The 13,225-nt window shown below is 60.4% G+C and carries 16 protein-coding genes; 1 reads left to right on the top strand and 15 read right to left on the bottom strand.

What is annotated here, in order from left to right:
* Positions 1-51: 51 nt before the first annotated feature.
* From NMB40_RS04330 to NMB40_RS04305, 6 genes are all read right to left on the bottom strand, one after another.
* A complete protein-coding gene (locus NMB40_RS04330) occupies positions 52-750 on the bottom strand; it encodes a hypothetical protein (RefSeq protein WP_494360254.1) in 699 nt (232 codons plus the stop codon).
* A complete protein-coding gene (locus tag NMB40_RS04325; protein WP_494360253.1) occupies positions 747-3,671 on the bottom strand; it encodes a hypothetical protein in 2,925 nt (974 codons plus the stop codon). The genes NMB40_RS04330 and NMB40_RS04325 overlap by 4 nt, the downstream gene beginning before the upstream one ends.
* A complete protein-coding gene (locus tag NMB40_RS04320) occupies positions 3,668-4,297 on the bottom strand; it encodes a hypothetical protein (RefSeq protein ID WP_494360252.1) in 630 nt (209 codons plus the stop codon). Before NMB40_RS04320 ends, NMB40_RS04325 begins: the two co-directional genes overlap by 4 nt.
* A gap of 65 nt (positions 4,298-4,362) precedes the next feature.
* Entirely contained in the window at positions 4,363-5,487 is a 1,125-nt protein-coding gene (locus NMB40_RS04315) for a hypothetical protein (protein WP_494360251.1), read from the bottom strand.
* A gap of 64 nt (positions 5,488-5,551) precedes the next feature.
* Entirely contained in the window at positions 5,552-6,160 is a 609-nt protein-coding gene (locus NMB40_RS04310; RefSeq protein ID WP_494360250.1) for a hypothetical protein, read from the bottom strand.
* A 35-nt stretch (positions 6,161-6,195) separates the two neighbouring features.
* The gene (locus NMB40_RS04305; protein ID WP_421100554.1) at positions 6,196-6,627 is read right to left on the bottom strand and encodes a hypothetical protein; all 432 of its coding nucleotides are present in this window, start codon (positions 6,625-6,627) and stop codon (positions 6,196-6,198) included.
* Between the two features lie 993 nt (positions 6,628-7,620).
* On the opposite strand from NMB40_RS04305, the gene NMB40_RS04300 reads away from it, so the two are divergent.
* Positions 7,621-8,670 carry an HNH endonuclease gene (locus NMB40_RS04300; RefSeq protein WP_494360249.1) on the top strand — a complete coding sequence of 350 codons (1,050 nt, stop codon included), beginning with the start codon at positions 7,621-7,623 and terminating at the stop codon, positions 8,668-8,670.
* A gap of 21 nt (positions 8,671-8,691) precedes the next feature.
* Here NMB40_RS04300 and NMB40_RS04295 read toward each other — a convergent pair whose 3' ends face one another.
* The 9 genes from NMB40_RS04295 to NMB40_RS04255 all read right to left on the bottom strand — a co-directional run bounded on the left by NMB40_RS04295 (position 8,692) and on the right by NMB40_RS04255 (position 13,141).
* The gene (locus NMB40_RS04295) at positions 8,692-9,480 is read right to left on the bottom strand and encodes a hypothetical protein (protein ID WP_494360248.1); all 789 of its coding nucleotides are present in this window, start codon (positions 9,478-9,480) and stop codon (positions 8,692-8,694) included.
* Between the two features lie 50 nt (positions 9,481-9,530).
* Positions 9,531-9,872 carry a hypothetical protein gene (locus NMB40_RS04290; RefSeq protein WP_494360247.1) on the bottom strand — a complete coding sequence of 114 codons (342 nt, stop codon included), beginning with the start codon at positions 9,870-9,872 and terminating at the stop codon, positions 9,531-9,533.
* A gap of 90 nt (positions 9,873-9,962) precedes the next feature.
* The gene (locus tag NMB40_RS04285) at positions 9,963-10,319 is read right to left on the bottom strand and encodes a hypothetical protein (RefSeq protein WP_494360246.1); all 357 of its coding nucleotides are present in this window, start codon (positions 10,317-10,319) and stop codon (positions 9,963-9,965) included.
* Complete coding sequence (locus NMB40_RS04280; protein WP_494360245.1) at positions 10,312-10,521, bottom strand: hypothetical protein; 210 nt, start codon at positions 10,519-10,521, stop codon at positions 10,312-10,314. The genes NMB40_RS04285 and NMB40_RS04280 overlap by 8 nt, the downstream gene beginning before the upstream one ends.
* A 323-nt stretch (positions 10,522-10,844) precedes the next feature.
* Positions 10,845-11,408 carry a hypothetical protein gene (locus NMB40_RS04275; protein ID WP_494360244.1) on the bottom strand — a complete coding sequence of 188 codons (564 nt, stop codon included), beginning with the start codon at positions 11,406-11,408 and terminating at the stop codon, positions 10,845-10,847.
* Positions 11,409-11,419: 11 nt separating this feature from the next.
* On the bottom strand, positions 11,420-12,007 hold the full coding sequence (locus NMB40_RS04270; protein ID WP_494360243.1) for a ParA family protein: 588 nt from the start codon (positions 12,005-12,007) through the stop codon (positions 11,420-11,422).
* Between the two features lie 197 nt (positions 12,008-12,204).
* Positions 12,205-12,675 (bottom strand): hypothetical protein, encoded by a 471-nt coding sequence (locus NMB40_RS04265; RefSeq protein ID WP_494360242.1) that lies wholly within the window; start codon positions 12,673-12,675, stop codon positions 12,205-12,207.
* Entirely contained in the window at positions 12,672-12,917 is a 246-nt protein-coding gene (locus tag NMB40_RS04260; protein ID WP_494360241.1) for a hypothetical protein, read from the bottom strand. Before NMB40_RS04260 ends, NMB40_RS04265 begins: the two co-directional genes overlap by 4 nt.
* Entirely contained in the window at positions 12,914-13,141 is a 228-nt protein-coding gene (locus NMB40_RS04255; protein WP_494360240.1) for a hypothetical protein, read from the bottom strand. Before NMB40_RS04255 ends, NMB40_RS04260 begins: the two co-directional genes overlap by 4 nt.
* Positions 13,142-13,225 lie beyond the last annotated feature (84 nt).

Raw genomic sequence — 13,225 nt, 5'->3', positions numbered from 1 at the left:
AAATAAAGAAAAGGGCCCCGAAGGGCCCTCGATCCGTGCCCTGTTACCGGCTTATTGTCGAAAAACATTGGGCTGCCGCTCGCGATCTTGTTTCTGCCAGTCGAACTCTTCTTCGTGAAGGCGCATCTTCTTCTGCTCCGCCATGGCGGTGGCGGCAAAGGTGGCACCGCCCCATTTTCCGGCCCCGTAGCTCGGATAGTCCACCTGCACGTCTGCGCTCTGCTGACGTTGCTTGCGCCATTCATCGAGACGCATCAGCGGTGTCTCCAGGGGCCCCTCGCGCTGCCCTTCTTCTTTTGCGCGCTCAGAAGGCATCTGGCCAGATCCCTGACGCTGCTCAATGGTTTTGGCGAGCTCTTCCTGCTTGCCTGCCATACGCTCCTGGTGCTTCGCGATCTCGGCTGGCTCTGATCGCTGCAGCCAACTGCGAATGTCCTTTCGTGTCTCCTTGAGACCAGATTCAAGGTCCCCCATCTGCTTGTCATACTCTGCCCGTTGCTTCACCAGGAAGAGATTTGGCCTCCCCCGCACCTCCATCTCGTGGCGCTGTTGAGCCAAATCCGCCGCTCGCTCTTCCAACATCACCAACCGTTGCGGGTCCAGGCGACGCTCCAGGGAGCGCTCCATGCGGTCGACCTCGGTCTTCTGCTCTTGCGCCTTGTGGTCCAGTTCAGTCCACTTCTTAGCGGCGGGATCCTGGCTCGATGACATCTGATCACGGAACTTTTGGTCTTTGTCAGTGCTGTTCATTGCTTGTTCTCCTCTTGATGGGGTGGGTTGGTTACAGCACGAGCCTCGCGCTCCTTCCTGATCTCCGCGATCACTGCATCCACTTGGCTGAGCGGCAGGAAGGGGGTAGTGCAGACGTCGGCTCGGCGAACGCCGGCGCGGTTGAACCAAAGAATGGTTCGTCCCTGCTGGTTCAGAAGACCGGTGAACTCCGCTTGCGAGAACAACGGTTGGGCCTCACGGTGGCCAGACGCCGGGATTTCGATGTCCTTGACGGCTTTTACCCCGGTGAGCTTTTGACCGGTCCAGCGCATCTTGGTAACTGGGTCAATGTGGGTCGCCACAAGACGCCCAGCGCCAGCTTTGCGAAGTTGCTTCATGCCCGCGGCCATGGGGTGGTTGGGATCGAACAACGAGTTGTCCAACGCCATCTCGATCCCGCCGGCGTAGTCCAGGCCAACAGCCTTCTGCTTGAACACGGTCATCTCCTCAACGCCGTAGCGGCTGGCCGCATACTCGTAGCTCTTCGGAGTGGTGCGGCCCAATGCGTAGTTCTGGAAGCTTCCCAGGAACTGTTCAGCCGAATCCCCAGGCAACTTCACGCGGATGCCGTCCACGTTCTGGGTGGCGTAGATGCAACCCATCTTCGTTGAGCGGCAGATCGGCAGGATGATCTGATCTTCACGCCCAATGAGGTTCTGGCACTCGTCTTTGATGAGGATGACTGGCAGCTCGCCACGCTGGCGCCACTCTTGCTCGCTGACTTCATTTCGCAGTTTGATGCCGTTGTTCAGACGTTGGCAGATGAGGTTTTGCACCAACACGCCAGCGGTGCCGTGACGGGTGTCGGGCAGGTTGACGCCCATGGAGGTGCCCTTCAGCATCTGGCCCACATCAACCTGACCGCGCTCAATGCTGCTCCAAGGCACGCCGTTCTCATCCACGAGATGTTTTCCTCGCATTAGGGGATTGATTCGACGGTCCACGTTGGCCATAAAGCTGCCGCGCGTCTCTGCGGGATAGGTAGGCCACTTCTTCAACACGAACTCGAACGACATTTGGAGCAGCGAGCCACCCACGAGAAGATCCGGATGAATGGTCTTCCGTGCGGTCTCCATGCGCAGTTCCCAATCTTTCTTTCGAGCTGCGAAGTCCTCGTCGTTCCCCAAGTGCAGCGGTTGCAGCCCCAGGAAGTTGGCGGCGGCCAGCAAGCTTTCGCCGGGCAGGCTGCTGGTTTGGGTGGTGCGAATGTCGTTGATGGCGATGAGAACCTTGTTCAAGCGCTCCAGCGTCCATTGCCATTCGCGTTCCTTGTTCAGCTCTTTCTGTCGCAAGGACACCTTCTTTTCCAGTTCCGCGATCAGGGCACCCAGCTCCACGCCATCGCCGCCAGCGGCCACTTCAAAATCTTGCTGCTGCAGCAACCCTTCGATCTCAAGCTCCAGGCCCAGCTTTTCGGCGGCGTCCAAAGAGCGCATCTTCAGCTCATGGTGGTGCAACGCTTCCAGGACGACGGTGGCATGGTCGATGATGTCCGCAGACATGCCTTTCCAGATGTCCGTTTCGTCGTCTTCCATCCGCGTGTTGGTCAGTGCTGCTTTTACGCCCTGTGCGTCCAGCCCTTCAATCAAGCCAAGGTGCACACCGGTTTCCACCACATAGTCCAGCATGCCGCGGACTTCTCCGGCCAACGCGCCCTTGCCGCAGAAGACAGCAAACGAACACGGGTAGCCTGACTTGAGGATCTCGGCCATCAGCCACCGGATGTAGGAGGATTTCCCCATACCGCTCTCCGCCCAAATCATTGCGTGCATGAACATGTCATCGATGCTGATGCCAGCAGGCGATCCGGCGTCGTAGCAGAACTTGGCGCCCTTCTTCTTCAAGTGACCTGTGGCGGTGCCCCACGCAATGAATGGGGTCTTGTCGGCCAGGGCCTTCCGAACTTGGCTTTCCAACGCCTCCGATGTGGCCCGCTCCATCAAGCCTTGCTTGCCCAGGTTGAACCGTGCGCTTTGGGATTGAAGGGCCAGCGTGCGCTCCTTGTAGTCCCGCGAGTAGTAAACAAACCCATAGGAACCAGCCAACGCGAACCAGGCAAAGCCACCGGTCAACGGCGAGAACATCATCGTCAGAGCCAACGCCCCCAATGCGGCACCAGTCCAGAGAACAAACCCCCGCAGCCGGGCCAGCCTTCCCCCCCATGCTTCCTCATCGTCCTGGACGGGAGCAATCAAGCAATAGAGGAAGCCGACCATCAAAAAGAGGGTCACCGCTGATAAGGCAAAGCCCAGCACGATGTTGCTGGACCCCACGGAGGTCGCCAATCCTTTGACGACGAGGAGCGGCAGTGCGAAGGTGAGCATGAAGGAGCGCAACGCTTCTGCAGCCCCTTCACTGCGTTGAATGGCTCGAACGTAGGGCACCACGGCGGGAAGCAGCAACCACCCCAGGATTCCAACGCGGGGGATGGACGTGAGAGCTGAGATCAGCGCACCGAGGATCGGAAGCGCTGCATACATCAGGAACAACGCCGTGCTGTCGCCCCCTTGGAACTTGTCTCTGGGCAGCACGCGACTTTCGATCAGCCGGCCGTCTTTCGTCAGCTCCGCTCGCCCCTCTTGGCTCTGAAGATCCAATGGAGCCGATGGCCAGAAGATGGCGAAACGTTCGTCCTTCTCATCCATTGACTCTGGGACGACATAGCACCCGCTCTCAGCGTCGTATTGCGCGCCCAAGTCAATGGCATTCTTCTCCCGCCCTGCCGGGACCACCAGCCTGCGACTGGAAACGCGGTTGTGGGCATTGACCTGGCCCTGCACGTTTTTGTAGCTCGCTGCGGCTTTGAGGCGCAGGGCTTCCACCACCCCTTGAGGGGCTGGCCGAAGCAGGATGCGGTGTTTGAGTTGGTAGGCGAGATCCAGCAATCGGAAAATGTTCATTGTTGTTTAAGCTCCTTTTTAGCTATTTCGGTCCAAATCGTGCCGCAACGACGAACGTCTGACAGACCGTCATTGTTATTGGCCTTCCATTTCTCCTCGCACTCTGCGCGAAGCGCAGCGGCCTCTTCCGGGGTCGGCTCTACTTGTAGGACTCCAAAGAATCCTTTGTTCGGCTTTGCAGCAGCTTGGGCCGCAGAAGACTCGGAAGGGTCTATGGATATGTCTACCGCCTTCTTCTTGAATGACCCAACAAGGCCAGTAACCATCGGAGAACCAATGTTTACTGAGGAACCACTTGACCCAGAAAACGGCGCTGCAATCAGAGCGCAGCCCATGCAAACCGCAATCACCGCCAAGAACGTGGCCTTGGGAATCTCAGCCCTGCTGGCTTGCCGGGCCTCTTCGGCTTGCTGCTGGCCCCGAGACCATGCTTTCAGGTCGTGATGGTGCAACTCGATGGGGCGATCAACAGCCAAGTCGTAGTAAGTGGTTTTTACGTCGTCCAGGACGTTCTTTAAGCCCAACTGCTCGGGGCGTCCCAAGAACTTTTCCCCATGCCACCGCATGAAACGGGAAGTGAATGAAACACCCACCCCTCGATACGGCAAGAAAAACCATCCCAACATAAAAACCTCCCAGTTAAATGACTTCTATTTATTTGTAACCGATCATTACGTTTGATCAAGGGGGATCAGTTGATTCCCGCCTTCTTCGCCCAAGCGTCCATGTCGCCCTCGGCTTTTTCCTGCCATCCGTCTGTTTCATTGGGTTTTGGCTGGGGCGCGGGAACGACGGAGGCCTTAGGTTTTGTTGCTTGCCGGACCGGGGGCATCGAAACCTTGGGTGTGGGCTTGGCACCGGCAATGACGACGGGGGCGGGCTTTGCGGCCGGTGCTTCAACAGGGGGCATCGCGACCGGCAGGGGCGCAGCCTTTGCGTCTTTGATCGGCGCAGGCCCGCGCTCAATCGGCACGGCCACCGGCAGCGGATCAATGACGGGAGCCTGGCTCGGGGTGACAACAACCGGGGGCATTGCCGCTGCGGTTGACGTGGCCGCAGGCACGGTCGGCGTTTCGGAATCGTGGCGAGTGACCCACCATGCCGTAGCGCCAGCAAGCACCAGGACAACAAGCGCAGCCCCGGCCAAGGTTTGCCAAGCCTTCGTCCGGCTCAGCCCGTTGTTGGGGGCATGGTCCGGCACTGCTGATGCGCCAGGCGCCCCCTGGGGAATACTCTCGGGCACGGATGGAGATTGCTGATAAGGGGGGACGGGGTCCACCACTTCATCGGGCAGGTCGCACAACTGCGGGAGCGCGCCCATCCCGTCGTAGATCAATGCAGCGACAGCGGGGTTCTCACGAACCGCTTTGGTTGCCTTTTTCGCATTGGCTTTCATCGGAGCCAGTCGCTCGAGCCGCGCTGCCTCGTCCTCCGACTCGACCATGGTTTCCGTCACGACAGGTAGAGAAATCGCCTCGGGTTCGACCTGCAGCAGCTCGGTTGGCGCAGCGGCTGGAATCGCGGCGGCGGCGTTTTGCGCTCGCTCTGCTTCCTTCTTCCCCTTGGCCTCTGCTGCCCGGCGTGCGATGGCGTCCTGGGCTTCCTTGGATTTTTCGACCGCCTTCTCTGAGAGTTCTTTGGCCTTGTTCCCGAACACGCGCCCCCAATGCTTGGCAGCGTTCATGACCTCGCTTGCGCCTGGCGAATGAGCGGACTGCTCAGGGCTCGGCGTCCCTGGCATTGCTGGGCCGTCGTCAAACATTTCAGCCAACTCTTGGAGGCGGCGGAGCTCTTCAGGGGATGGGTTGTTGCTCATGGTTCCTCCAGGAGATTGAGAAAGATTTGGACCAGGGGCTCGCGCCCCCGGTCCACCGCTGGCATCAACGAACGTCAGGGATGGGGCTGACGGTGATGGCGTAGTCGCCGGTCCCGCAGACGTCCTGGACGGTGGCGTTTGCCAACGCCCCCCGTTTGGCCAGCTCAACCAAGGGCACCGTGCACACGGCGGTGTCCGCACCGCTGAAGCTGACCGTCAGCTTTTCCTTGCTCGCCTTCAGGAGCGCGGCCAGCTTGTCGAGCGTGTTTGCCGTAGCTGGATTCAGGGACTTCATGTCTGCGAGCGGGTATTTGATGACGAGCTTGTCCAGCGCCTCGGCTTGGCCGTCCTTGGTCTCCACCGCCTTGGTCTGGACCCGTGCATCCAAGCCCGCGGCCCTGGCTGCCTCCGCCACTTCCTGGGCTTCCTTGACCTGGGCGCGGTAGCTGGCAATGCCACCCACTACGGCGCCGGCAGCACATGCCGCTGCCGCCTTGTCTTTCTTTCCGGTCAGATAGGCTAGGCCACCGCCGGCCAAGCAACCGATGCCACCGGCCTTGAACATGCGCAGCTTGTTGCTCTTTTGCGGCTCCGCCGGGGCGCCTTCCTGGGCGAACGAAAGCCCGGGTGCAAGCAAAGCGGCGATGGAGATTGCGAGAATGAAACGTTTCATGGGTATGCCTCCTTATGAGGTGGTTGGGAAAGGGGTTAGGAGCGGCTGGCGTGACGCTGCCAGTTCGCGCTTGATTCAGAGGGAGGAGAAGCCGATGACGCCTTGCGTGCCGGCGCCTGCGGGGAATCTGGTTCGGCCTGAGCAAGGAACTGGGAAAACCCCTTCAGGACATCGATCACCATTTTTTCGTTGTCCCGGATTGCTGAGCTGTGCTCGGCCCTCAGGTCCGCCAGCAGGCATTCGAGAGCGAGCGCGTTTCGGGCTTCTGCTTCTCTCACCGTGGCTTTGATGTCGTTGAGCGTGTCCATCGCTTCAAGCCCCAGGACCACGCCTCGATTCTTCTCCACCACCGCAAGGCGCAAATATTTGTTGAGCGAAACGCCTTGCTCTTTCGCGCAATACCGCGCGCTCTCCAACTCATCGGGAGCGATGTTGAAAGACTTGGTTAGAAGCGACGGACGACCCACTTAACCCCCTGCAATGAAAATCCATACCCCATGGATTAGCAGGAGTTTTCGGAAGCGCAAGCGGGCTAAGTCGAAATAGTTTGGATTTGCTTGCTTCTTGGCACTTTTTCATCCGATCTTTGGCCAGGTTGTTAGCCAAGAGCGAACACAAGGCGCAGTAAGGCGTTTAGGCTGGAAACGCGCAGAGTTTCTAGCCAAGCAGGAAAAACACTTCAGTGCGACTTGTGTATGCCCCACTCTCCCTTCACCCCCGGAAAGCCCTTAACGGTGACTAGGGAGACAAATCGGTTTCTCGCAATCGCCCCCAGTTTTCGCTTCGCCGCTCTTGCCCTTCCGATTTCCCCAGGTAGAAGTAAAGGAGAGCCGAAGTCATTTACTACCCGGAGACCCCAATGCCCCTCGCCCCCACTTCACTCCATCGCCCAAATCCGTTTCACTTTCCCCCTGCAGTTCATCCAGCGCAGCACCCCTTCACCCTGCTCTCTAACGATCAGCCCCCCGCCTCTTTCCGTATCAGCAACACCGATAGCCCCCATGTCCCCGCCTCCCTGTCACCCTCTATTTCCGTTGAGCGATTCCTTGGGTTTGGCATGGCGTGTGCTGGAGTTCGGACGCGCTGCTCGGGTGTTCGGAAAGCCCTGCCTCCATCCGTTTTAGTCAACTCTGCTCGGGGGTTCGGATGGTCGAGTGCTTGGGTTCCTGCGGTCGGTTCGGGTGCCTGGAGAGCGCTGACCCAATCTGTTTTAGTCAAGCGGGCTGCCCCGGCTCTCGTTCACTGCGCCCCGGCATTCGATCTGCGGTTGGGGGTTGAGTGCTGGCCTGAGAACGGATCAGCGAAGCGGGTTCTTTGTTTGAGATCGGCGCTGACTGGGTTGGTTCAACAGGCTTGGCAAATCGTTTTAGTCGAATCTTTTTCAAGCCCCTGCAACGCCCCTCTTCCTCCGTTTTGCGAACCGCTTGGTGGGTCTGCGTTGAGCGGCTGGGGGACTTCCCATGCTTGAGCTCGCCCCCTTCCTTGATGCCATCGCCCGAGCCGACGCCCCGCTGGAAGGCAAGGCCAATGGGTGGCAACGCAATGCCGTTTTGGCGGAGTTCGGCAACACCTGCGCCTTCTGCTCCGATCCTCTGGACCTGTCGTCTCCCAAGTCTTGGACCGCAGCCGCGTTGGTCCCCGCGCAACTGGGCGGCCCCGCTAACGTGGTGGAGAACTGGGTGCCTGCCTGCCGTCCCTGCACTGCTGCAAAGGGCCTGCGCGATGTCGTGAGCTGGTCTGACTGGCAAGCGTCAGCGGCCCCTAACCGGGTGGCCTTGCTGTTGGCGCGGCGTCGTTCCGCGTTGCTCTACGCAGAGAACCACTTCACCCCTCTATCGCGGCACTCGAAGCGCGAGCGGCTGCTGTCCCACCTGAGCTTTCGTTTCGACAAGCCCCGCTCCCGGGTCTATGCATGGTCCGGTGTGGTGGATGGGGAGAGTGTCGGCCTGGTGGGCTGGAGCACCCGTGCCGGGGATCCCCATGCTGTCGGCGAGACCCTGCTGGCGTTACGGCTGAGGGACGGTGCCGAGGTGTTGGCAGAAGGCCAGGTGACCCTTCTACGGCTCCCGGCGGACGCGTTCTTGGGGGCCGTGTGGGCGCTCATTGATGCCCATGGGATCGTTGTGGAGTTGGACGTGCCAGGCGGTGGCCCGCTAGATGTAGAGGACTGGCGCGAGTGCTGGCGCCACCGGGCGATGGACCCAGTGACGAATCAAAAGCGGATTCCGATGACTGGTGGGAAGGCGCTGCCTCACGCTCCCCGCGTGCTGTCTACGAAACCGGATTCTGTTCGCCGGCTGGCCCAGCTGCAGGCCGCAAAGCGGGCTGACCGGTTGGAGGAGGCGGAGCACCTTTTCCGAGAAGCCCAGTCTCGGAAGAGCAAATACCTGGCCCGTGTGAAACGCGGATTGGAAGAGCCTATGCCGCTGGACGAATACAAGGCGTTGGCCGATCAGGTTAGATCCCTACAGACTGCCTGGGCGCGTTTGGTAAACGAGAGCCCGGGCTGACGCTCGGCGCGGAATGCGGGCCTATGCACCAATGACGTATTCGTTGCCCTTGATCTTCTGCAAGTAGGCCCATGTGCCAGACAGCGCCAGGTTCGAGGGGGTTGTTTGCAAGCGGAAGGCGCGATCACGGTAGGCATCGCCCGAGTCGCAGTAGGCGGTGATGAAGTCGTAGCCGTCCTTCCCGTGGAAACGGAACCGATCCCCTTCTACACACTTCAGCAAGGCCTCTGGGAAGCATTCCAGGACCTTGCGCCTCCCGAACTTGACGGTCAGCGTCGGCGGCCCGTCCTCGTCAAACACCACCTCGTATGAGCTTGCCTCGATTTTAAGGAGCTCGGACAGGTGATGGATGGTTCCATAGCCGTCGTTCTCCACCTCACCACACATGATCGCCATGCGAGCCACGGCCGGGAAATGCTCCCAGCGCCAGTTCTGAATCCTGTGGGGATAGGGGAACCAACGCTTCTCCAAGCACTCGGGCACTAGCGCGTGAAGTTTTTTAGCGTTGAACCGTGGGCTCCTCGAAACAATGGAGCCGGCTTGGGCGATTAGACCACGGATCTGCTCCAAGTCGAGGCTCTCCCCTTTCAGCCGCTCCTTTGGGATGCCGTGTGCCTTGAAGGCCTCTTCCGAAGATGGCCTGGCCACCTCCTGGTAGCCGGTATAAATGGCAGCAGGATGCGCGTTGCCGTCCTGCCCCTTATCGACCAGCACGCACATGATGTGAATGATCGGGTCGTCTCGCGTCACGCCAGTTGTGTCGCACTCGACCAGGAGCACGGGAAAATCGATGGGCTTGTTCCTTGCCATGGCTAAAGCATCCCTGACGCATGAGGCGGAAGTCGGTGTGAGCCCACATCCTACAGCTCGCCGGCCTCCGCCTCGCCATTGGCTTGTTGGTAGAACCACCCCGCATAGGGGGAGCTCTTCACCAAGTGCCGGTTCCAATCCCGATCCCCGTCGATCCACCACACCGGCCCACGTTCGCCCAATCCCCTCTTCGCGCTGTCCACGGCGCGCCGGGCAGCAACCAGCGCCTCCCCATCCCCGTTGGCCTTCGCTGCTTTGATGGCACGTCGCGAGTCCATCAGTTCGTGGACCAGACGCGCCCTCTCTGGCTCGCTAAGGGCTGAGTTGGTCGTGCGCCAGAGGCGCCCGCGGACGATGAGGTAGCGGCCGTCTGGGGTGGTGAGGGGATCCATGCACGGAGCGTATGGGGTGAGCGGTGACGGGGGAGCAGACAAAAGAAAGGCAGCCCCCTGGCCGCCTCTTTGCCCAGCACCCTATCCGGCTCACTGGCTTTGCTCCAGGCACCGTTCCACCAGTTGCCGCATCGCCTCGCCCAACGAGATCCCTGCTTTCCGGGCATCCTCCACCAAGCCCTTGGCCACCTTTTCGGTCACCTTCGGGTCCGGCAAAATCGCGCCGTAACGCATCCCATCAGGCCCATGCTGGGCACGGACTCGGGGCCCGAACGGCTGGCGGATGTCGCAATGGGCGGCCACCAGGGCAGCAAGGGCGGCGATGGGCGTAAGCCCGTTCTGGCGAGCCAGAGCCCGGAACTGGGCGGCCTTGGCTGGGGCAATGCGGACCGTAGGCAACCGGCGCGGAGCCGGTTGCTCGGGTTGGATGGCGTAGGAGTTAAGCAACCTCCTCTTCCTCGCCCTCTTGTCCGTAGGCCCAGACAAAACGCGTTTCATCCACGATGCGCATGTTGCGCCAGCCCAAGTTCTGCTCAAGATCTTCCATACCTGCCTCGGCTTCGGCGAGCGTCGGGTATTCCGCGTTGTCGATGGGCTCCCAGTTTCCGTTGGAGTAGTTGGCTTGGATGATGAAAGTGTTGTTTTGCATGATGGCTACCTTTTTGGTTTTCAGTCCAGCGGTATTGCCCCCCTATGAATCCAGGTTACGACAGGGCCGGAAAATGTAAACCGGAAAACCCAACCTTTTTCTGACTACAACGCAAAACTGACGGGAAACCGCAGAAAACACAAAAACCCTGAAACGCCTCACATTTCCAGCCAAGCGCCGGGCCCGGCGGAAGCCGAGGCCCCACCCGCTTTTTTTCCCACGCCGCTTTTGCTCTGAGCCGCTTTTGACGTTGCTTTTTCCACCCACCCTCAGCCATAAAAAAGGCGGCCCATGGCCGCCTGTCGTTCACTACCAACCCACGGCTACCGTTGTTTCCTCGCCCGCCCCACGATGGCTTTCCTGACCCGCTTCCGCACCGGGTCCAGGTCGTCGATTGCCGTGGTCACGACGAGGCGACGCTTGCTCTTTTTGAGCTCATGACAGGCCCAGGACGCCAGCGCGATGATGGCTGTCGTAACGATGGGCTGCTCTTCCCCGGTGACGTCCTGGATCTGCTCGCGGAGCTTCGGCGGCACGGTGACCATCGTTCGCTCCACACGCGCCCCGTTCTCGTCGCGGTAGTCAAACATCGTTGAATCGCGCCCTACCTCCAAGTGGACCTTCTGGCCGTCCCGCAGGTAGGGCCGTTCCTCTTGGAAATCGAAGTAGGTCTTTCGCTCTGCCGCATCCCCCGCGGCCACCATGAGCTCGGCGAGCTCCTCCTCAGAGAACTGCCCTAGCTCGATGAGCGGCGCATATTCCCGCTGCGGCTTGGCGTGGACCACTTTCGCGGCCTTGGACAGGTCTTTGCGAGCCGGGGCCTTCGTGGCAACAGCGCTCTTGGGAGGGGTCTTCTTGGCAGCCATGAGGTCCGGGAGGGGCAGCATTGGGAACTCCATCATGCATGCCCCCGGTCCGGGTTGGCCAACCTTTTTTGGATAGCCTGACCTACCCGCAAAATGTCCTCCCGCGCCTTAGCCACGCCCGCGCCGCGCATGGTGAACACGGTCTCGCCGAGCTCGTAGTAGCTCCCAAGCGCCGAGCGTTCTCGGATGACGATGGCCCCTGCAAGATTCGGGTCTTCGAGCCGGCGGCGGTGCTCCGCCCGCTTGAGGTTGACCCGGTTGGCGACCGGGAGGAAGGGCTTGCCTTGGCGTCGCAGCGTGTCGATGGTCCGCAGGTATACAACGTAGCTGCCCCCGTCGAGCAGCGTTGGGACGATATAGAGGTCGGCGTCCGGCAACTGATCCTTCACAGGTGCGCTGGGGGGCATGTCCTGGATCTCCAGGTCAAACCCGGGCGAGGAAGCGCGGCTCACGGTGAACGGGATCTCGCCATCGCTCATCGCAGACCACGCGACCGATCCGCACTGAGGGTCACGGTCGTTGACAAGCACGCGGGATTGGCCTGCGAACGCGGCGGCGAGGTTGAGCGAAAGCGTGGTGCGCCCCACCCCCCCTTTGAAGCAACAGACAACGAGACGCATGAGACTGGCTCCTTCTATGGGTAGGTCATGCAACACACTAGGCTGCAAACCTAATCCCGCAAGCCCCGTGCAGCTAGAGGGTTTTAGCCATTTAGACGTCTTGGGTTCAGCGAAGCCTGGGCCCGGCGGGGAGCCGTGGCCCTCTCTGCCTTTTGTCCCCTACGCTCTTCGGCGGCGAGCAGCCGTCGGCACGTGCTTCAAATCTCTTCAGCGACCGGTTGCTGAGTCTTGATGAACGCTGGGTGGTAGCGGTGAAGGTGGGTGTTCATCAAATCTGCGGTATGACGTGCGAACCATGCCTGCATTGCCGGGCACAGAACGCCTCCACAGACCTCAGCGACGCTCCGACCTTCTGAGACCTGACGACGTTCTAGCTTTCCACTGAGTCCCCGTCGAACCACGAACCGCTCCCCGACGCGGACCAACGGGTTGGCCCCGGCGTCCAAAAGCGCCTCAATCATCCCAGCCAAGCGCGCAGCCAGGAGCCGGTCCGACTGGATAGCCTTGGAATACATGACGCTCGCGACGGCCAACGGTGTGATCCCAGGATCGCCCGCCACGCCAGCGTCGAGGTCGGGCGCCCCCTTGAGTGTGTGCAGCCACCCATAGAACGCCAGAGCGTCGTTGATTTGAATGGCTCGGATCAGGCTTTCGGTCCCGGCGCTCATTGCCCACCTCCCAGAACCCCGATGAGCACCAAGGCTACCAGCGCGTAGAAAGGCACCAGCACGATGTTCCACCATACCTTGGAAACCTCTTGCAGAACGCTTCCTTGGCGATGCTCAGCCGGCAGTTGATAGAAGCGCACCAGGGCACGCCCGGCATCAAGGGGTTTGGCGACCAGGTCGCGGTAGAACACCGCAGTGCTCAGGATGCCGACTAAAAGCAAGGTCATAGTCAAGGTGCTCATGCGAAACGCTCCTCTTTCTTGTTCCAGCGTCGCTCACGGCGGGCCCGGGTGGCGAGGCGCTGGATTCGGCGGTGCTTGTCGGCCAGTTGGTTCAACCCGTTGGTGCGGTCCAGGAACTGCATGGCGGTGTGGAGCTGGAAGTGCGTCAGGTCGTTGCTAGCGGGCTCTACGGGATGGATCTTCATGTCTTCACTCTCTTTTTGTGGGTAGGTCGCTTTATCCATTAAATCGTTCCTACACCACGATCCAACCACATCTCCAACCGATGTCAACCCATTGATTTGAAAGATTTTTGACTAAAATCCAAG

It is taken from the genome of Stenotrophomonas sp. FBCC-B152 (assembly GCF_059134105.1).
This window is presented reverse-complemented; position numbering and strand designations above follow the sequence as displayed.